Raw genomic sequence first — 20,986 nt, forward strand, 5'->3', positions numbered from 1 at the left:
CATGTTTGCTTTTAACCCCACTTTACAGCGTATCGCCTCTCGCCCGTCGGGCGCAATCGGCTTAGGGCTGACGCTGACCTACATTGTGCTTTCACTGCTTGCCCCTTGGCTAGCACCGTATGATCCGAGCAGCCAACACCCCGATTTGATTCAACAAGCCCCGTCTTGGGCGCATTGGATGGGCACCGACAGTTTAGGACGCGATATGTTCAGCCGTGTGTTGTTCGGCGGACGTTTGGCGCTGGTGGTGACCGCTTGTGCGGCAGCGATTGCGGTGCTGTGGGGCGGCTTTGTCGGCATTCTGCTTGGCGTGTCGGGCGGCAAAACCGATGAAATTGCGATGCGCTTTGTCGATGCCTTTTTGTCGATCCCGTGGCTGTTGTTTTTACTGTTGGTTGCGTCGGTGACACAAGGTGGCGCTTGGACGGTGGTGCCGATTTTGGGTTTTTTCTATGGGGTTGCGGTGATTCGGGTTTCCCGTGCGGCAACTTTGCAAGTGGTCTCGCGTGATTTTATCACCGCTGCCAAAGCACGCGGCTAGCGCTTGCGCACCCTTATTTGGCACGAAGTGTTGCCGAATGTGGCGGATATTTTGCTGGTTGAAGGGGCGATGCGTTGGAGCTGGATGTTGTTGGCATTCTCTTCGCTGTCGTTTCTGGGTTTTGGCGCCACCCCGCCAACACCCGATTGGGGCTTGATGATTGCCAATGAACGCGGCTTCATGGCGGTAACTCCGTGGGCGGTGGTTTATCCTTGTATTGCGCTGTCGGGGCTGATTATCGGAATTAATTTGTTAGCCGATGCACTGGGCAAAGCGTTGGGCGTGGATCGTGCCAAACAGCAGGTGAAACGATGAGCAGCGCATTGATTAAAGTCGAGAATTTGAGCGTCGGGTTTGTGGTGAATGATCGCCGCTACCCAATTTTGCGCAACCTCAACCTGAGCGTAAATGCCGGTGAATGTATCGGAATTGTCGGTGAATCGGGTTCCGGCAAATCGACTTTGGCGTTAGCCTTAATGGGTTATCTAAAGAGCGGTTTAAGCGTGTTCGAGGGCGAAGTCTATTTTGCCAAACAGCCACTGTTCAGCCTGAAAAACAAACAGCTTAACCGTTTGCGTGGCGGACAAATTGCGCTGATTCCGCAAAATGCCGGGCAGGCGCTCACCCCGACGCTGACGGTCGGCGCGCAGATAGCCGAGAGTTTGCAACTGCACACCCGCCTAAACAAGGCGCAACGGCAGCAAAAAGTGTTGGAATTATTGACACTGGTGCGCTTGCCTGCACCGCACTTATTGGCAAAACGCTATCCGCATCAGCTTTCCGGCGGGCAACAGCAGCGAGTGGCAATTGCCATGGCACTGGCCTGTGATGCCAAAGTGCTGCTGTTAGACGAGCCGACCACCGGACTGGACGTGACCACCCAAGCGCATATTCTGGAATTTTTGCGTGAATTGGCGCAGCAGACTCAAGTGGCAATGGTGTATGTCAGCCATGATCTCGGCGTGATTGCACGGGTTTGTCAGCGGATTGTGGTGATGTATGCCGGTGAAATTGTCGAACAGGGCGACAGCCAACGCGTGTTGACTCAGCCGCTGCACCCGTATCCGCAGGCGTTGCTGCGGGCGATTCCTCGCATGGGTGAAAGACGGATTCCGTCAGCGTTGCAGGGCTTTCCGCCGCCGGTGGGTGAAGTGCGGTCAGGCTGTGCGTTTGCCGCACGTTGTCAGTATGCCGCCGAGCTGTGCCGTCATACTGCGCCACCGCTGCGCACAACCGAGCGCGGGGAAGTGCGCTGCCACTTTGAGATCGCAACCGAAACCAATATTCAGCCGTCAGTGCAGACCGCACTTGCCGATTCGGAACAAGCCACTGCGTTGCAAGTGAACGGATTGGCGATCAGCTATCAGCGTCAAGCGTGGTGGCAACGCCTGAGCAAACAGCCGTTGCACAATACGGTTGCCGATGTGGCGTTTCACTTGCCAAGGCGAAACGCTGGCACTGGTCGGCGAATCCGGTTCGGGCAAATCGACGATTTTGCGGGCGATTGCCGGTCTGCAACCTGCCAATGCAGGGCAAATTATCTTGAATGATTCACCGCTGGCAACGAGTGTGAAACAGCGCAGCCGTAAGCAGTTACAAGCGTTACAAGCGTTACAAGCGTTACAAGCGTTACAACTGATTTTCCAAAATGCCGACAGTGCGCTCAATCCCCGTCATACCATTGCGGAAATCTTAGCCGCTCCGTTGAAACGCTATTTTGGGTTGAATGAAACCGCACTTCAGCAGCGTTGTAAACAGCTGCTTGATGCGGTGCGTTTGCCGCCGAGCCGCAATTGATTTTGTGCGATGAAGTCACCTCTGCATTGGACGTATCGATTCAAGCGTCGATTTTAACGCTGCTGAAACAGCTGCAAGCGGAAAAAGGCACGGCATATATTTTTGTTTCCCATGATTTGGCGGTGGTGCGTGCGTTTGCCGATCAGATTGTGGTGCTGTATCAAGGGAGAATCTGTGAAATGGGTGCCACTGAAAGCCTGTTCCGCCCGCCGTTTCACCCTTACACCGAAGTGTTGTTGGGCGCGATTTTAGAGCCGGAAACCGATCATGCGCCGAAGCTGCTGCGCGATGACAGCATTGAACAAGCCCCATCATGGCAAGGCTGTCCGTTCCAACGGCGTTGCCCAAAAAAGATCGATGGCTTGTGCGAACGCCAAACGCCGCCGAAGCGCAGCTTTGCCGATCAACACCATATTTTTTGCCACTTGCCGGAAAGTGAACTATTGCAACCGATTTTCTAATCTTATTTCGTGTGTTGGCTAAGCAATAAAAAATGCCCCGATAGTCAGATAACGGGGCATTGTGCTGTAATGGGGTTACTTAAACTGCAAGTTGATGTCGAGGCTGGTTAAAAACTGCTGTTCCTCGCCGAGATCGCTTTGCGTCAGCGGGTTGCGTTCCAGATAGCCTTGTTCAAACTCCAGTTCCCAAAGACTAAAATCACTGCTGACATCAAGGGTGAACTTATCAGTCAATTCAGTGGCGCGGCGTGAACGGTTAATGATTAACGCCAAGCGCAGCAAGATGATCAGCGCTAAACAATCTTGGGCATCATAACGGTTATCCAGTTGTAAATCGGCAAGTTTAAACGATTTAATTTGGAAGCGGGTCAGGGTTGCCAATAGGCGCTGTTGGCTGCGATCGAAGCCCGGCAACTCACTGTTTTGAATAATGTATGCCGAGTGCTTTTGCACGCCGCTGTGATTGATCACAATCCCAACTTCATGCACCAAGGCGGCAGACAACAGAATATTCTGCATATCCTGTACCAAATCGGCACTTTTCCAACGTTGATATTTTTGCCCTAATAATACCGCAGTATCCGCCACCCGTAGCGCTTGTTCCTGATCAATGCTGAAGTGCTCCATCAGGCTGTTGACGGTGCGTTCGCGGATGTCATCCACCTGAAAGCTGCTTTCTAATCCGTACATCACCCCTTCGCGCAGTGCGCCGTCGGAATAGCGCATTTGCTCGATACGGTAGTTGTCGAAAACCGCACTTAAGATCGCCAGCCCCGGCACAAACACGCTGACTCGATCTTCACTCAAGCCATTGAGTTTCAGTTTATCGAAGCTGTCGAATTTCAGCACTTTTTCCACCAGCTGTTGCAGGTTGTCGGCAGTGATAACGCCGTCGGGATTAAAGTTTTCGCTGATGATTTGGCTGACGGTTTTAATTGTGCCGGATGAACCCAGCACCGATTGCCAACCGAGGTGGCGGTATTCCCATGACAAATCTTCAATTTTTTCCAGAGCCGCCTGCTTGGCGTTGTTGAAACTTTTATTGCTGATTTTGCCGTCGGGGAAAAAGGTTTTGCCGAAACTGACACAGCCCATGTGGCGACTTTCGGCAATCAGTGGATTAAAGCCTTCACCGATGATCATTTCGGTGGAGCCGCCGCCAATATCGACCACTAATTTACGTCCGCTTTCCGGCTGGGTGTGCGACACGCCGGAATAGATCAGCTTGGCTTCTTCAGTGCCGGAGATGATACGAATCGGAAACGGAAAAACCTCGGCTGCCGCCTGTAAAAACTCGTCGTTATTTACCGCACGACGCAGGGTATAAGTGCCGACGGCACGCACATTTTCCGCGGAAAAACCTTGTAAGCGTTCGGCAAACAACGCCAGGCAAGCGACGCCTCGAGCGATCGCTTCCTGACTTAAATGTTGCTTGTCGTCCAACCCCTGTGCCAGTTGCACCCGTTGTTTCAAGCGCGACAGCACCTGAATCGAGCCGTTGACGATGCGTACAATGATCATGTGAAAACTGTTGGAACCCAGATCGATTGCCGCAAATTCTTTTGCTGTCGATTCAGTCGAGGTGGTTTGCTCATTCATAATAATTACTCTTTTGATTTGTTACTTAATGACTTAGGTTATTTAGTTGCTGTTCTCGCCGATAAATAGGCGTGAATCGCCAGCTGCGAGCGGCAAGACGGCTGCTCGTTGCGCACATATTCATTCCTTTCTTCGGCGTCAATGATACGCGCTTTCACGTTGTCTGATAACTGAATATTCAGAATATCGATCACGCACTGCTTGGCGTCGGCGTCCAACAACGGCGTGCCGACCTCAATCCGGCGATCCAAATTGCGAGTCATCCAGTCGGCGGATGAAATGTACACATCCGGATTGCCGTCATTTTCAAAATAATAGACCCGCGGATGCTCAAGGAAACGGTCGATTACGCTGATGATTTCAATGTTTTCGCTTAAGTCTTTCACTCCGGCGCGTAGTGCGCACATTCCGCGGATAATCATTTTGATTTTAACCCCCGCTTGGCTGGCACTATACAGCAAATTCACGGTTTCCGGATCAACCAAATTGTTGATTTTCAGAATCATACCGCTCTTTTTGCCGGCTTCGGCATTGCGAATTTCGCGATTGACCAGTGAAGCGAGACGGTTGCGCACGTTAATCGGCGACACCAGCAAATGGGTGAATTTGGTCGGGCTGAACGGCATTTCGATAAAGCGGAACACCCGTTTAACTTCCTCGGTGATTTTGCCGTTTTTGGTCAACAGTGCGAAGTCGGTATAAATTCGCGCGGTGCTTTCGTGGAAGTTGCCGGTTCCGACATGGGCGTAGTCCACCAGCTGCATATTTTCACGGCGGGTGATCAGGAATAATTTCGAGTGAATTTTAAAGCCCGGTGAGGAGAACACCACTTTGATGTTGCTGTCGGTCAGGCGTTTTGCCCAGTTGATGTTGGCCTCTTCGTCAAAACGCGCCTGCAATTCGATGATCACCGTCACCTGTTTGCCGTTGTTGGCGGCATTCATCAAGGCTTCGATAATCCGTGATTTTTTCGCCACCCGATACAAATTGATTTTGATCGCGGTGACATTCGGATCGAAAGAGGCTTGGCGCAGCAATTCGCACACCACATCAAAGCTGTGATACGGATAATACAGCAACACGTCTTTTTTGCTGATTGCGTCCAAAATAATTCGCTCGTTTTTCAGCTGCGGGTGCGGAATAATCGGCAGCGGCGCGTTCACCAATTCTTTTTTGCCTAAATCCGGAAATTGCAGCAAATGCTTGAAACTCAGATAGCGCCCGCCCGCCTCGACCGAATCCAGGCTGCTGATATTCAAACGCTGTTTCAGCATTTTCAGTAGATTTTTCGGCATTGATTTTTCATATAAAAACCGCACCGGCTGCGCGGTCACTCGCTGTTTTAAGCTTGATGACATCAATTCCAACAGGCTGTATTCCACCTCGGTGATCAAATCATATTCGGCATCACGGGTCATTTTAATCGAATAGGCGGTGATTTCATCGTAGTCGAAAATCGCATCGGCGAAAATGTCTTCCAGACAGAAACGCAGCGCGTTATCCAGCAAAATAATGCCTTGATGGCGCTTGTAGCGCTCTTTCGGCAGCACGATAAAGCGGGAAATCGCATCGGACGGAATCGGCAGAATCGCCAGCGTTTGGATTTTTTTGTTTTTCTTCAGCTCGATAATCAGGTTCGAGTTGTGGGCGCTGAGCGATTGCAGCAGATCGATGTCTTCGTTGAGGATAATCGGGAAAATATGTTGTTTGATTTCGCGTTTGAAATGTTCTTTAAGCCAGTTCTGATGATAGGGGGAGAGTTGATTTTCGTTTAGGAGGAAGATTTTGTGTTTTGCCAAACGTAACATCAGGCGGCTGTAGATTTCATCGAATTTTTGATTTAATTTTTCCGTTCGCTGCTGAATCACTTCCAATTGTGAACGGATCTGCTTCGCCGGCAAGGATTCCTGTTCACGGATAATCAACAGCTTGTGTTTGAGGTTGGCGAACCGCACTTGATAAAACTCATCCAGATTGGAAGCAAAAATCCCCAGAAAGCGAATCCGTTCCAGTAACGGATTGCTTTCGTCGTAGGCTTCTTGCAGCACGCGCTCGTTAAAGGCAAGCCAACTCAGCTCTTTTGAGGTGTAGCTGTTCTCGTCTATGTTTAAAGTCAACATCTGGTTTCTCCTTTTTAAATACTGTTTTTTTATAATTAAAATTCAAATTGGTACAACAAATCGACTGCTTGGCCTACCCCCGAAACCGATTGTAAAAATAGTTGCGACATTATTTTATATCGTAATGTTAATTCTGCCAATGGCTGGAACAGCCCCACCCCGTATTTGACTTGCAACCGCGGCGTCAGGTTGCCGCTGACCACCACTTGTGAATTGTCGCCGATACCGGCGGTGTCTAAACTTAAATCGCTGATCCCAAAGGCTTCGCCGATGCCGCCGACCAGCTTACCGCTCTTGGATAAGCCAAGCCCCAACATTGCCGCGCCGATTGAGGCGCTGGAGGCGGAATCGCCGCTATTGTCGAGCCCGCGCCCGGTCAGCAAGTAGGAAAGCGCTTCTTCCTGTGACATTCCCGGCTCGGAGAACACCGCCACATCCGGCTGTTCGGCGATGCCGGTCACTTTAATCCCGGCGACGATTTTGCTGTTTTCCATTGCTTCCGGATTGCGGATCGCCTCGACATTGAGGAATGGTTGCGATGCCAAACCGGAGAAGCTGATTTGCCCACGACGGATAATCAAATCCTGTCCGAAGGAGGCGTAGCGGCCGTTTGTAATATTCACCTGCCCGTACAACCCAAGAGTACGCTCTTGCCGCACTGCCAAGGTGCCGTTGAGGTTGGCTTTTAAGCCGTAGGCATCTAAAAAGACATCATTGCCGATATTTAAGGTAATGTTAGATGAAACCGCCATGCCGGCTTGGCGCGCCAGCGCTTGCTGTTGCAGTGCGGTGCGGATTGAGGCTTTGTTTTTGCTCTCGACAATCACCAAATCGCTGCTGATCCCGACCGCACTTTCCGGCAGTTCCTCGATTTCAATTCGCGCCCAAGGCACATCGACATTGCCGGTCAGGCTTAGCAGTTGCGGGGTGATGTTGGCTTCGACATTCGGGCTGACTTCCAGTTTCGCCATGCCCGGCATATCCAGTTTGAAGCGATCGGCTTGGGCGGCGATCTGCGCCTGCCACTGGTCCAAGGTGCGCCAAGAGGCGCTGCCGCGCAGGTTTAGTTGGCTATCCGGCGTTTTCAGCGTGCTGTTAAGCGTTGATGAAGTGCCGTTGAACGCGATGTTTAGCTGTCCGTCGCTGACTTGGAACGGTGTGGAGAACAGCTTGCTGCGGATCTGTTGCACGTCAAATTGTCCGTTCAGCAACGGCGCCTGCAAGCTGCCGCCGAGTCGCAAGTTGCTGTTGACCACGCCCTGCACCCGCTCGCCTTTGGCAAGCAGCTGGTTTAACAAATCCAAATTGAAATCCTGCAAACGGATTTCGCCCGACAGCCCGCGTGCGGCGGCAAGATCGGAAATAGTCAAATCGGTGCTTAGGCTGCCTTTTTGATTAATTTGGGTGTCGGTTTTCAGCACCAGATTATTATTTTGAATCTGGCTGTTGATCCGCAGTTGGTTCAATGCAATTTGGAAAGTGCGGTAGTCGATTCGGTGTTTAAAGCCCAGCTGGTTGCTGTTTAAGGCTAAATTCAGCTCAAACGGTTTGTCGCTGAACCACGCCACTCTGCCGCTGCCGTCGATCACGCCGGAGGCTTGGCTGTTTTTATCTAAAAACTCATTCACCATTGCTAGGTTAACCTGTTTCAACTCAAACGGAATCTCGCCGTTGTTGCCGGCTTTGAAAGCTTGCGGGAAACAGATTTGCGCCTGTTGGTGCAGCCAGCAGTGGGCGGAGACCTCCGCTTCGCTGCGGGCGGCGTCGAATTGCAGCTGCATATTCTGATTATTGCGCCAGTCGCCGACCGGTGAGGTGATCCGCACTTGGCTGAGAGTGGCTTGCCAAACTTCAGTGCCGCGATCAAACCCGCCGTAGATATTCAGTGTGCCGGATACCGGCTCGCCGCGGGTGCGCAGATTGAGCTTGTGGTTTTTCTCATTGCCTTCGGCGATCAGCTTGGTTTGCTGCAACACAATATCGCCGTATTTGAACGAATCCAAGTTGAGATACAACGCGCCGGCAATTATCTCATCCATGTTTAGCCGCCCTTTGGCGCTGAAATTGCGCAGGCGGAAATCTTGATAATCAATATTTTTACTCACCAAGTCCAGATCGGCGCTTGGATTTTGCAAGCTGCCTTGAATATTGATGTTGCCGTTAAGCGAGGCGGACAAGTGCGGTAGCAGCCCGCTTAAATTCGGGGCGTTGATGTCGGCGTGCAGGTCGGATTCCTGATCCAGATGTCCGTTAATTAAAATGGTGTTATTGCCATAAATCAGCTTGAGTTGCTCGGCATTCAGCAAGCGCTGTTTGCTGCTTTGCAGTTTGCCGTCCAGCTGCAGGTTTTGATTATTTAACCGCCCTTGAATCGCTAAGTCGTCGATTGCCACTTGCCAGTTGTCGCCGCTGACTTCGCCCTCGGAGCGTAAACCGCCGTTCAGCACTGCCGCCCATTCCGGCAGATAGCTGCGGGTGTCGATGTTCTCCAGCTTGACCGCACTTTGCCAGTTCACGCCGTCGCGCCATGCCAGTTTGCCGTTGAGTTCCGCTTTGCCGTTTAAGGCTTCCAGCAATAACGCTTGAATGTTCAAATCGGCAATCGTGCCGTCGGCAGTCAGTGTCAGCTTAGACGGTGGGATATCGTTGCCGCTGACCGCACTTTGCAGCTGGATTTGATAGTGCGATAAGTCGCCGTGCAGCTGTAAGTCCAAATCTTGTAACGTCACATCCGCTGCGGTTTTAGCCGTATTTAATTCGGCATCGGCTTGCGGCGCGGCGCTGAACGGATAATGAAATTGCGGGCTGGTCAGACGAATTTGGAACGGATTATTCGCTTGGTTCAGCTGAAATGCCGCCTGTAAATTTGTCTCTGCCGCGCCCTGGATACTGAGTTGCAGCTCGGCGGTCTGTTTGAGCGCACCGTTGAGTGTTAACGTAACCGCACTTTGTGGCAACAGCAGTTGCTCGCCTTGCATCAGCGGGTAAACGTCGGCGTTCAATTGCAAATTCAACGGGAAATCTTGTTCCAGCGTGATGTCGCCGTGGGCGTCTAAGTCAATTAAATCGCTGTTGATTTTCAGCTGTTGCAGTTGCAGCTGTTGTCCGCTGGCATCGGCAAGTATATCCAACGTCGGAATCGCAATATCCAGCCCGTTTTCCGCCGTTTCACGGTAGCGCCAATCTCTGCCGTGCAAGCCTAAAATATGAATATCAAACGGCAGGATAATTTGTTGCAGCTCGGCTAATAACGGTTTTGCCAGCCGTTGTTGCAGTGCGTCCCAATCGACCGGCTGTGCGGCGTTGGTTGGTGTCGCAGCGGCGGCGGTTTCGCTGTCATCCGGACTTGGCGGCATCACCACCGACAGGTTTTCAATTTGGGTCGGCTGAATGGTCAGTCCTTGTTCGTTATTCAGCGAAAGTGCGGTTTGGAAACGCGCTAAGTCAAATGCCATTTGATCGACTTTAACATTGGCTTTCTGTAAATCCAGATTATTAATTTCAACCGCCAGCGGCAGCTGAATACGCCGCATCTCGCCGGAGGATTCGCTCGGTTCGGACGGCGGCAAAAGTGCGGTATCGACGCCGACAGCGACTTGCTGCAAGGATAAATCTTCAATGCAGATCTTGCGCTGCCACAAGCAGGATAGCGGCAGATGAGCACGGGCATGGGCGACGGAAACTGCAATGCCGTCGCTGTGGTATTCCACATTTTGCAGCACTAAGCCTTCATTCAAGCTGCCGCTGACCTGCTCGATTTTCAACTCGTCCAGCCAGTTGTCCGCCAATGCCAGCAGGCTGCGTTGCCCGTAGCCGCTGGCGAGTAATCCGACAATGAGAGCAAGGATCAGCAGTAATAAAATTGCCAGGCTGCATAACAGCTTGCGCCAACCGCACTTATGTTTTTTGCCCGTGGTTGCGGGTTTGCTTTGGTTGCTGTTGTCGGTTTCGTCAGGGTGTTGCGTCGCTGCGGTTTGTTGTTTATCCATTATAATTCTGTTCCTAACCCGATATAAAATTGGATATTCTTGCTGTTGTCTTTGTCGCGAATCGGCGTGGCAATATCAAATTTCACCGCACCGATCGGCGACGCCCAGCGCACGCCGATGCCGGCGCCGGAACGCAACTCGGCGCCGGAGAATTTATTGGCGGCAAGCCCGGTGTCGTAAAACACCGCCGCCCACCAATCCGGGTACACCTGATATTGATATTCCAAGTTAGCGGCAGCCATGCGAGATGCGCCGACCAACTTGCCGTCGCGGCCTTTCGGCGAAACTTTTTTATAGCCGTAGCCGCGAATGCTGCGGTCACCACCGGCAAAATAGCGTAGCGCAGGCGGAATCCGTTCGAAGTCGCGAGTGTTGAGGTAGGCAACTTCAAAACGGGCTAAAAAGCGGTGATCGGTAAAATAGGTGCGAATCCAGGTGGTGGAGGCGCGCACGCTGAAGAAATTCACATCGGAGCCCCAAATTTTCTGCCCCAGATTGAAGGTGAGGTTTTGTGAATCTCCCCAGCTTGGAAACATTCCGCCGCGCATTCGAGTGCGGTTGAAGCCGGCGGTCGGGTAGATCAGCAGGGTTTTGTGCGAAATGTCCGCTTGGGTGAAGTCATCATAGCGGGTGCGTAAGCCGGCGAAATATTGCCAGCCGCTGCTGTGATTCCAATAGCGCAGCCCTGCCAAGGTGACGGTGTTGGATTTGGTATCATTGTTATTTTCGCGCTCCATCCCGCCGGAAAACTCATAATAATAATTCATCGGGTTGGCGAGCAGCGGCATTCGATAGGTCGCTTCCAGCGTTTGCTGTGGCGCGGAAAGATACAGATTGCTGCGGAAGCTGTGCCCGCGGCTATTGATCCACGGGCGCGTCCAGCCGATTTGCAGCCGTGGCCCGACATCGGTTGAATAGCCGATCCCTAACTCCATGCTGTTTTTCTTTTTCGGTCGTAGCAACACTTCTAAATCCACCCGTTTCGCCTCGGCGTCCAAGTGCGGTTCCAGCAGCACTGAGCTGAACCAATTGCTTGAAGTGTAATTTGAGGTCAGGGTTGAGAGATCGTTGATCAGATACGGCTCGCCGGCTTGAATCGGCAGCATATTGCGCAGATAATCCTCGCGGATCTGGGAATTACTAAAACTGACATCGCCGTAGTGGTAGCGCTGCCCGCTGTTAAACACGATGTGCCAAACGGCGGAATGCTCCTCCGGCATCACCAACAATTGTGACAACATAAAATCGGCATCGAAATACCCGCGTTTTGCCGCTAAGTTTTGCAGCGCGGATTTGTAACCGTCGTATTCGCCTTGATTGAGCACCGAGCCGACCGGCGGCAGGGTTTTGTTGAGTGCAATAAATTCGGGATCCAGTGCCGCGTCGCCTAAAATTTGGATTTCGGGCGTGTCGTTTTTAACCGGCTGCGCCAACTGCACATTGGCAAACAGCAGATCTTTTGCCGGCGCGGCGCGGCGCTGTAGGCGGAAAGTAATTTGGTTGTTGAAATAGCCCAAAGCGCGCAACGCATTTTCAATGGTTTGACTGACCAGATATTGATAGCGCTCCGAGTCATCCGCCTCATCGTTACTGAGCTGTGACAAATGGATGCGCACATTGTTGCTTAAGCTCGGATTATCAATGCCTTGCACCCGCAGCAACACGGTTTGTCGCTGGATTTGATCTTCCGCCGAAACGGACGGCGAACACACGAATGACGCAAGCAAAACAACGCCCAGCCCGCGTTTATTCCATTGCCCAACAGGCAGTTTCCATTGAAATAATTTCACATAAACTCCATGTGCAGTGCTATTTAATTGTTATTCGGATCTTTATTGGACTACAAAATTGCCATTAAGTTTACCGTTAAGCACCGGCGATGCCAATGGTTTTGGTCTGAGTGTATTTAAATATCGCTCAGGTTGCGGAATGACGCTTCAAATAATTAAATTAAACGTAAGGCGGAAATCAAATCAGGGCGCTGTTCCAGTATTAACAGTAATTTTCGAGCCGAGTCGTTTGGGATCCGACGTAGCGTTTCCCACGATTGCACCAGTGCCAGGCTGACGCCGATCGCATCGGCAAATTCGGATTGTTTCAGCTGTGTTGCCGAGCGGATTTTTTTGACATCCGGGATTTTATGCACGAAAACGGATTTTGGATCCGGCGATTTTCGATGGGCTGCGATTATTTTCTCGTGCCAGATCGCAAATTTCAAAAAAATCACGCCATTTTTCACTGTCATATTAGTGTAATAATTCTTTGCTACAGTAATTCGGCTCAATGTCGAGCTATTATTTTTCGCATTCACTGAAGGACTGTTTATGTTTAAGAAATCACTTTTGATTACCGCACTTGCGACAGCAACTGTTTCTTTCTCTGCTTCTGCTGCAACCGATATTAGTTGGTGGCACGCGATGGGCGGGCAATTGGGCGAGACTGTCAATAAAATGGCGGCAACGTACAACGCTTCCCAAAACCAATGTAAGATTGATCCGATTTATAAAGGCAGCTATGAAGAACTATTAACCGCCGGCATTGCGGCGTTTCGTGCTAAACAAGCACCGAACATTATTCAGGTGTATGAAGCCGGTTCGGCAACCATCATTAATGCAAAAGGCGCATTGACACCGGTGGCGGATCTGTTTGCGGAAAGCGGCGTGGTTTTTGATAAAAACGATTACTTACCGGGTATCCGTAATTTCTATGCCGACAGTCAAGGCAAAATGATCGGTATGCCGTTCAACTCCTCTACGGTAATTCTGTATTTCAACAAACCGGCATTTGAAAAAGCCGGCGTACAACCGCCGAAAACCTGGGAAGAATTTGAAGCGGTGGCGGAAAAATTAAAACAAGCCGGTTATATCGCATTATCCCAATCTCACTCACCATGGATTCTGTTCGAAAACTTCCAATCCCGCCACAATTTGCAACTGGCTGACCTCAATAACGGTTTTGACGGGCCGGCAACCAAACTGATGTACAACAACGACCACTTAAAAATGCACTTGAGCAAATTTAAAGAGTGGAAAGACAAAGGCTACTACGGTTACTACGGCGAAGGCTGGGGCGACAATCAAACCCCATTTGAAAAAGGTGAAGTGGCAATGTGGTTAGGCTCAAGCGGTTCATTCGGCGGCATTAAAACCCAAGCTGATTTTGAATTCGGTACAACCTATTTGCCGTATTGGGATTCCATCACTCAAGGCAAAAGTTACAATACCTTTATCGGCGGTGCGGCATTGTTTGCCTTCTCCGGCAAAGCAAAAGAGCAGAATGCTTGTTCAGCCGATTTCTTTAAATATTTAAGTAGCGCTGATGTTCAGGCAGGCTGGCATAAAGAGACCGGCTATGTGCCGATCACCACTGCGGCTTATGAAAAAGTGAAAGCTGAAGGCTATTACCAACAAGAGCCTGCGGCAGAAACCGGTATTTTGCAATTGAACTTACCGGGTGGCGACTGGACAAAAGGCTACCGTTTAGGTTTTTATCCACAAACTCGCGAAGTGATTCGCAGTGAAGTGACCAAACTGTTCACCGGTGCAACCGATGTGGATAGTGCGTTAACGGTGATTGAAAAAGACGGTAACCAACTGCTTTCACGCTTTGCGCAAACCGTAAAATAAGCCAAGTGCGGTTTCATTTCCTGTTCTTGCCGTAGCATACCTTTTGCAAGCGGAGAGTAGGAAAGTACAACACTTGAGCAAACACCTTCGCCCCTTCCGTTTACGGAAGGGGCTGCCGAAGGCTGGGGGAGGGCGAGATCGCAGCTCCATCGGCAAGTGGATTTAGGATCACAATATGAACAAAAGAACGTTTAAACATTCTGCGCTACCATACCTGTTTATTGCGCCGCAGTTGCTGATTATTGCAGTATTTTTCGTCTGGCCGGCGTTGCAATCGGTCAATATGAGCTTTTATCTGGAAGATCCGTTCGGCTTCAGTTCCACCTTTGTCGGCTTGCAAAACTATATTGATGTGTTGAGCAACCCGAACTACTACGGCTCATTCCGTTTCACCTTGATTTTTTCGGTGTTAGTCACCTTTTTTTCGTTAGCGATTTCGTTATTGCTGGCGGTGAAGGCGGATCACGTGATTCGCGCCAAAAATAGCTATAAAACCCTGATCATCTGGCCTTATGCGATTGCACCGGCGGTGGCGGGGCTGTTGGCGGTGTTCCTGTTCGATTCCCACGTCGGCCCGATGTACAAACTGTTTAACCAAATGTGGGCGTTCGATCACAAACTGGATTCGTTTGATGCCACCTTGGCGCTGGTGCTAATCTCCGTTTGGAAACAGGTGAGTGTGAATTTCGTCTATTTTATCGCCGGTTTGCAGGGCATCCCCAATTCGGTGAAAGAGGCGGCGGAAATCGACTGCAAAAGCCGCAGCAAACGCTTTTGGACCATCACTTTCCCATTACTCGCACCGACCACCTTTTTCCTGCTGGTGATCAATATCACCTACGCCTTTTTTGAAACTTTCGGCATCATCGACACCTTAACCCGCGGTCGTCCGAGCGGCGAGACCTCAACCTTGGTGTATAAAATCTACCAAGACGGCTTTTTAGGTGCGGACTTGGGCGGCAGCTCGGCACAATCGGTGATGTTGATGATTTTCGTGATGTTGCTGACCGTGATTCAATTCCGCTTCCTCGAAAAGAAAGTGCATTATTAATTGCCCGGCAAAAGGAATGTGATATGAGACATAAAATTTTTGACCACTTGATTTTAATTGTCGGTGTGATTTTTTTAATGCTGCCGGTTTGGATGGCACTCACCTCGTCAACCCACAGCGCCGAATATCTGGCGCGTAACGGCATTCAATTCTGGTTTGGAGATGAATTTATCAGCACCTATCGCGATCTGCTGTTCGGCAGTTCCAGCGTATTTTTGAATGATGTTTCGACTCAAATCAAAGGCGCCAGCGGCTTAACTATGCTGAAAAACTCGCTGATTTTGGGCTTTGGCTTTGCAATCGGCAAAATCATTATTTCGATGCTGGCGGCGTATGCGATTGTGTATTTCCGCTTCCCGATGGGCACGTTTTTGTTCTGGATTATCTTCAGTTCGCTACTGTTACCGCTGGAAGTGCGGATCATTCCGTCGTATGAAATTGTGGCGCAGCTCGGCATGGTGAACAGCTACACCGGCTTGATTCTGCCGTTGATCGCCTCGGCGACCGCCACCTTTTTCTTCCGCCAGTTTTTCTTGTCGATTCCCGACGAGTTGATCGAAGCGGCCAAAATGGACAACGCCGGACCGTGGCGCTTCTTTATCGATATTTTATTACCGCTGTCGAAAGCGATGATCGCCGCGATTTTTATTATTATGTTTGTGGTCGGTTGGAATCAATATTTATGGCCGATTCTGATGACCACCGACGACAGTTTTAAAACCCTGCTGCTTGGGATCAAAGACATCATCAATGTGTTGGACGACGGCAAAATTCCCGCCTATAACCGCGCGTTTGCGCTGGCGGTGTTGTCGATTGCGCCGCCGGTGTTGGTGGTGGTGCTGTTCCAAAAATGGTTTATCAAAGGCTTGGTTGATTCCGATAAATAGCGAAGGAATAAGAGAAAATTATGTCAGCATTAGAAATTAAAAACGTCAGTAAAATTTATCCTAACGGCAAAGCCGCAACCCACAATGCCAATATCAGCATTGAAGCCGGCGAATTTGTGGTGTTTGTCGGCCCGAGCGGCTGCGGCAAATCCACTTTGTTACGCATGATTGCCGGTTTGGAATCGATCACCTCCGGCGATATGTATCTTGCCGATGAGCGGATTAATGATCTGGAACCTGCCGATCGCAATATCGCAATGGTGTTCCAAAACTACGCGCTGTATCCGCACATGACGGTGTTTAAAAATCTTGCCTACGGCTTGATTAACCGTAAATATCCGCAAGCGGAAATCCAAAAGCGGGTCGAAGCCACCGCCAAACTGTTACAGCTGAGCGAATATCTGGACAGCAAACCGAAAGAGCTGTCCGGCGGGCAGCGACAGCGGGTGGCGATGGGGCGCGCGATTGTACGCGAGCCGAAACTGTTCCTGTTTGACGAACCGCTGTCGAATCTTGATGCCAAACTGCGCAACACCATGCGGCTTGAAATTAAAGCGTTGCAGCGGCGGCTGAACATCACCGCGGTGTATGTCACCCACGATCAAGTGGAAGCGATGACCATGGCGGATAAAATCGTGATTTTAAACGCCGGCAGAGTGGAGCAGATCGGCACACCGAAGCAGATTTATCACCAGCCCGCCAATCTGTTTGTCGCCACCTTTATGGGATCGCCGGCGATGAATATTCTGGATGCCACGTTACAACAGGGCGTGTTGCGGCTGCCGAGCGGGCACTATTTCAAACCGCACTTTGATCTGCCGTCAAGCTGGCAGGGCAAGGCATTTAAGATCGGCATCCGTCCGGAAAAAATTCAGCTTTCGCACCAAAAGCCGGAAGTGGAAAATCCGTTTTTACTGGCGGTCGAAGTGGTGGAAGATCTCGGCGCGCAGCGGGTGATCCATGGCAACTTAGGCAGCCAGCCGCTATTGGCGGTGACCGAGATGAACAATATTTCGTCTGAAGACAACGTCTATTTTAGCGTTGCCAGCCGGGATATTTACCTGTTCGACGCCGAAAGCGGGCAGGCAATTTATCACACCGATCTGTAATCATCGCAAATAAAGGAGGCGCGTATGTCACTGGCGTATTCACTTGAACCCGAACAACCGCAGATTCCGTTAATCACCCGAATCTGCTCGGCGCTGGAGCCCGTTCCGAAACAGACGTTCAGCGAGATTTCGCAGGCGGAGCGCAGCCGCGAAACCCACCGCAGCTATATGCAGCTGCCTTGCTTGCAAAGTATCGAGTGCGGTCATCAAGGTTTGGGGCGGCAGTTGTCGCGCCATTTCCGCGTGGTGGCGTGGAACTTGGAGCGTTGTTTAGATGTGAGTGCAAGTGCGGTTTTGTTGCGCCAGCACAATCCGGATATTGTGCTGCTGTCGGAAATGGACAACGGCATGGCACGCACTCAACAGCGCCACACCACCCAGGCGCTGGCGAAAGAGCTGGGAATGTACTATCTGTACGGCGTTGAATTTCTAGAGCTGGATCTCGGCAGTGAAATCGAACGCAAACTGGCAACTGACGACTTCAACAGCAAAGGCTGGCATGGCAATGCGATTCTCAGCAAAGTGCCGTTTAAATCGGTGGCGATGTTGCGTTTTGACGATCACGGACATTGGTTTAACGGGCAAAAAGTCGGCGAGCATTTTGGCGAAGCACGGATTGGCGGACGCATGGCGCTGTTGGCGGAAGTGGCGACCGCACAAGGCAATCTGCTGCTGGTTAGCACCCATTTGGAAAGCAATGTGAATCAAGACGTTCACTACCGCGAGCAGCAGATGCTGACGTTAGCGCAAGCCTGCCAACAGTTTAAACCGGATATGCCGGTGATTATCGGCGGCGATCTCAACACCGGCAACAACCTTGCCGACGGCTTGGATCACCGTGCCGAACCGCTATTTAACAGCATGGAACAGCTGGGTTATCACTGGAAAGCTAACCCTGAGGGCGTTACCACCCACCATTCACGCATCACCCTGCGCCAAACCCGGCAACAGAAACTGGATTGGTTTTGTGCTAAAAATATTCGCTGTTCGCACAGTGAAATTCTCTCCGCCTTTACCCCCGATGGCACGCCGCTTTCCGATCACGAACCGATTTTAGCGGATTGGGTCTATCCGAAAAAGAATAGCTGACCGCACTTGTCCCAAAACGAAAAAACCTTGTGAGCGTTAGCCCACAAGGTTTTGTTTTTCGATAATACCGCTGGATTACCAGTTATAGCGAATCCCGATATTGCCGTGTACGCCTTCGCGTGCCGCCCCGGCGTTGCTCGGATTGCTGCCGAATGCGTGTTGATAGCGCACGTCACCGTACAAATAAGTGGATTTCGCCACTGCAATTTGTCCGCCGACACCGGCTTCCCACCAGGTTGAACCTAAACGCTCGGCAATACGTTCACTGCCGACAGTCAAACTTGGGGTGCGACCGGAGAAGTCATGCAATACGTTTGAGGTGAAATACACGGTTTTCGCGCGCTCGCCCGCATCGGCATTCCAGGCTAAACGGCCACCGACACGCCCACGCACACCGTGTTTGGTAACATCGTGTACATTGCGAGTGCCGTCATTGAAGCCGCGCAAGTGTAGTAATTGATAACTTAACTGCGCTTGTGGCTCAACTAACCAGTTATCATTCAACGCATAAGGGCGGCCGATTTCGGCAGACAGCGCAATGCTGTGGCCGTATTGATTCGCTTTTACCCCGTTGCGGCTGTGATATTGGTTGCGCAAGTAAGCAAATTGACCGACTAAGTCTAAATAACTGCCGTTTTCAGCATACCATGTTGAGTAACCGCCCAAGCTCCATGTTTGGCTTTTCGCACGGCCGGTGTATTTATCGGCAACAACATAACCGTTTTCCGCACGATAGCGGTCATTGAAGTCATGTTTTCCCCAACCGTGCGTGAACATGATACCGCCATGGCGACGATACTCTTCGCCGGACTGAGCTGTCCAACTTTTCGCCACTAAATCACTGCCCAGTTGTACAAAGCCGGTTCTGATCTCTACACCGAAGCGGTTTTTGCCGTTCAACGTTAGACGATCAAGATATAAACGAGCCCAAGCCAGAGGCTGATGTTGTGCCCCGCGATCCAATTTACCATGCTGCTCACCCATACGCTCATGCAATTTGCCCAGTTGTGAATAGCCCATATTGAACAACATACTTTGTGTTAATAAATAACCCGACACAGGTTGAGCAATAATGGTCGGACCATTCGGTATTGGTTGCGGTTGTGGTTCAGGCTGTGGCTCAGGTTGTGGTTCCGGCTGCGGCTCAGGCTGTGGTTCCGGCTGCGGCTCAGGTTGTGGTTCCGGCTGCGGCTCAGGTTGTGGTTCCGGCTGCGGCTCAGGCTGTGGTTCCGGCTGCGGCTCAGGCTGCGGTTCCGGCTGCGGTTCCGGCTGCGGCTCAGGCTGCGGCTCAGGCTGCGGCTCAGGCTGTGGTTCCGGCTGTGGTTCCGGTTGTGGCTCAGGTTGCGGTTCAGGTTGCGGCTCAGGCTGTGGTTCCGGCTGTGGTTCCGGTTGTGGCTCAGGTTGCGGTTCAGGTTGCGGTTCAGGCTGTGGTTCAGGCTGCGGCTCAGGTTGCGGTTCAGGCTGCGGCTCAGGTTGTGGTAACGCTATTAACGTCCAGTGGTAGTCATTACCAACTTTGACTAATTGCGCTTCTCCGGCGTTAGAGGTTTCAGCGCTGCCGCTAAAGACCGTATCACTCTGCTCTTCTGCCACGGTGATCACTGCAACATTCGATATTTTTGCTTGATCCGCACGAGTGACATTACCCAAAATCTTGCTCGGCACCGAAACGCTGGTGCTGCCGCTTGCGCTGCCGGTAATCGCCAAGGTGTCGGTTGTCAGGTTGTTCGGATCGTCCCATTTGCTGTTAACCACTAACTGAGAACCGCTAACGCCTTGATAATCACCATTAATGGTTAATGTTTGCGGCGTGAAGCTATTATTTTCTACTGTCGAGTTTAAATAAATTGTACCGGAATTCAGCATATTGCCGGTAATGCTGCCGTTCATAGCGGCTAAAATCAGGTCTTTTTGATTTTCCATATTGCCGTTGATGGCGGCGCTGCTGCTTTTGAGTGTCAGCTCGCCGTTATTCAAGACATTACCGTTGATGCTGTTCATACCACTCAACGTCAGTATACCCTGATTATTCACCGCACCGTTGACACTCGAATACATGTCCAGGCGGCTGTTGCTGTTGATAAATAAACCTAAGACGTCTTCTGTGCCGGTGGTTAATGTTTTGGTTAGCTCCACATTGGAATTTTCAAGCGTAATTTTTTCCCAATTGGTGAATTGCGCGCCGTTGAGACTGCCGGTTCTACCGTTAAAGGTCAGGCTGTCGATCCAACCATCGGCTGCAGACACATCATCACCGCCATCAAGCACTTTCCCGCCATCACTTGATAGTTTCCGTTTAAAATGGCGGTATCAGAGCCATCGCCCATTAAAATATCATCCATTATCGTGCCAGCGGTTGCGATGAGTTGGTCATCACCTTTGCCAAATTCTAACTGTCCGAAAATTGTGACATCCTCCCCATTTAAGGTTGCGATGTCATCGCCCTCACCCATGTTGATGCTGCCGAAGACGGTACCGGAGGTCGCATCGAAACTGTCGTCATTGCCGCCTAAATCAACACCGTCCCAGATGGTGGAATTTGAGCTTAAATTCACCTTTTCTTTGCCTTCACCACCGACAATCGAAAGATCGGTATCTGTGCCGTAAATTGAAGCATTTGTACCTGACACATTAATATGGTTTGTGCCGAGACTATCTCTAGTATCGATACCGATACGATTGCCACGAATCTCACTGCTGTCTTTTAAGGTAATGTT

General features: G+C 50.9%; 15 protein-coding genes and 1 pseudogene. 9 read left to right on the top strand and 7 right to left on the bottom strand.

The features are described from left to right. Position 1: 1 nt before the first annotated feature. The 4 genes and pseudogenes from ACUHGC_RS01830 to ACUHGC_RS01845 all read left to right on the top strand — a co-directional run bounded on the left by ACUHGC_RS01830 (position 2) and on the right by ACUHGC_RS01845 (position 2,799). Positions 2–856, top strand: a pseudogene (locus tag ACUHGC_RS01830) (ABC transporter permease). Then, a complete protein-coding gene (locus tag ACUHGC_RS01835) occupies positions 853–2,091 on the top strand; it encodes an ABC transporter ATP-binding protein (RefSeq protein ID WP_446833991.1) in 1,239 nt (412 codons plus the stop codon). The pseudogene ACUHGC_RS01830 and the gene ACUHGC_RS01835 overlap by 4 nt, the downstream one beginning before the upstream one ends. Beyond that, complete coding sequence (locus ACUHGC_RS01840; RefSeq protein ID WP_446834816.1) at positions 2,036–2,338, top strand: hypothetical protein; 303 nt, start codon at positions 2,036–2,038, stop codon at positions 2,336–2,338. The genes ACUHGC_RS01835 and ACUHGC_RS01840 overlap by 56 nt, the downstream gene beginning before the upstream one ends. Continuing rightward, positions 2,335–2,799, top strand: a complete 465-nt coding sequence (locus ACUHGC_RS01845) for an oligopeptide/dipeptide ABC transporter ATP-binding protein (RefSeq protein WP_446833992.1) — start codon at positions 2,335–2,337, stop codon at positions 2,797–2,799. Before ACUHGC_RS01840 ends, ACUHGC_RS01845 begins: the two co-directional genes overlap by 4 nt. A gap of 75 nt (positions 2,800–2,874) precedes the next feature. On the opposite strand, the gene ppx is transcribed toward ACUHGC_RS01845, so the two are convergent. The 5 genes from ppx to ACUHGC_RS01870 all read right to left on the bottom strand — a co-directional run bounded on the left by ppx (position 2,875) and on the right by ACUHGC_RS01870 (position 12,752). Further along, on the bottom strand, positions 2,875–4,398 hold the full coding sequence (ppx, locus tag ACUHGC_RS01850) for an exopolyphosphatase (RefSeq protein WP_446833993.1): 1,524 nt from the start codon (positions 4,396–4,398) through the stop codon (positions 2,875–2,877). A gap of 38 nt (positions 4,399–4,436) precedes the next feature. After that, on the bottom strand, positions 4,437–6,518 hold the full coding sequence (gene ppk1, locus ACUHGC_RS01855) for a polyphosphate kinase 1 (protein ID WP_446833994.1): 2,082 nt from the start codon (positions 6,516–6,518) through the stop codon (positions 4,437–4,439). Between the two features lie 35 nt (positions 6,519–6,553). Beyond that, positions 6,554–10,507, bottom strand: coding sequence for an autotransporter assembly complex protein TamB (gene tamB, locus ACUHGC_RS01860; protein WP_446833995.1), 3,954 nt, complete (start codon positions 10,505–10,507; stop codon positions 6,554–6,556). Continuing rightward, positions 10,507–12,219 (bottom strand): autotransporter assembly complex protein TamA, encoded by a 1,713-nt coding sequence (gene tamA, locus ACUHGC_RS01865; RefSeq protein ID WP_446834817.1) that lies wholly within the window; start codon positions 12,217–12,219, stop codon positions 10,507–10,509. Before tamA ends, tamB begins: the two co-directional genes overlap by 1 nt. A gap of 233 nt (positions 12,220–12,452) precedes the next feature. Next, positions 12,453–12,752, bottom strand: coding sequence for a helix-turn-helix domain-containing protein (locus ACUHGC_RS01870; protein WP_446833996.1), 300 nt, complete (start codon positions 12,750–12,752; stop codon positions 12,453–12,455). 79 nt (positions 12,753–12,831) lie between these two features. Between ACUHGC_RS01870 and ACUHGC_RS01875 the strand changes: the two genes are divergently transcribed. The 5 genes from ACUHGC_RS01875 to ACUHGC_RS01895 all read left to right on the top strand — a co-directional run bounded on the left by ACUHGC_RS01875 (position 12,832) and on the right by ACUHGC_RS01895 (position 18,269). After that, positions 12,832–14,133 carry an extracellular solute-binding protein gene (locus tag ACUHGC_RS01875; protein ID WP_446833997.1) on the top strand — a complete coding sequence of 434 codons (1,302 nt, stop codon included), beginning with the start codon at positions 12,832–12,834 and terminating at the stop codon, positions 14,131–14,133. A gap of 175 nt (positions 14,134–14,308) precedes the next feature. Continuing rightward, entirely contained in the window at positions 14,309–15,184 is an 876-nt protein-coding gene (locus ACUHGC_RS01880; protein ID WP_446833998.1) for an ABC transporter permease subunit, read from the top strand. A 23-nt stretch (positions 15,185–15,207) separates the two neighbouring features. After that, on the top strand, positions 15,208–16,071 hold the full coding sequence (locus tag ACUHGC_RS01885) for an ABC transporter permease subunit (RefSeq protein ID WP_446833999.1): 864 nt from the start codon (positions 15,208–15,210) through the stop codon (positions 16,069–16,071). 20 nt (positions 16,072–16,091) lie between these two features. After that, on the top strand, positions 16,092–17,180 hold the full coding sequence (locus tag ACUHGC_RS01890) for an ABC transporter ATP-binding protein (protein ID WP_446834000.1): 1,089 nt from the start codon (positions 16,092–16,094) through the stop codon (positions 17,178–17,180). A 24-nt stretch (positions 17,181–17,204) separates the two neighbouring features. Beyond that, positions 17,205–18,269 carry an endonuclease/exonuclease/phosphatase family protein gene (locus tag ACUHGC_RS01895; RefSeq protein WP_446834001.1) on the top strand — a complete coding sequence of 355 codons (1,065 nt, stop codon included), beginning with the start codon at positions 17,205–17,207 and terminating at the stop codon, positions 18,267–18,269. 75 nt (positions 18,270–18,344) lie between these two features. Here ACUHGC_RS01895 and ACUHGC_RS01900 read toward each other — a convergent pair whose 3' ends face one another. Both ACUHGC_RS01900 and ACUHGC_RS01905 read right to left on the bottom strand, forming a co-directional pair. Then, positions 18,345–20,516 (bottom strand): autotransporter outer membrane beta-barrel domain-containing protein, encoded by a 2,172-nt coding sequence (locus tag ACUHGC_RS01900; protein WP_446834002.1) that lies wholly within the window; start codon positions 20,514–20,516, stop codon positions 18,345–18,347. Then, a complete protein-coding gene (locus ACUHGC_RS01905; protein WP_446834003.1) occupies positions 20,483–20,899 on the bottom strand; it encodes a hypothetical protein in 417 nt (138 codons plus the stop codon). Before ACUHGC_RS01905 ends, ACUHGC_RS01900 begins: the two co-directional genes overlap by 34 nt. Positions 20,900–20,986 lie beyond the last annotated feature (87 nt).

Source organism: Testudinibacter sp. P27/CKL/0425 (assembly GCF_052931395.1).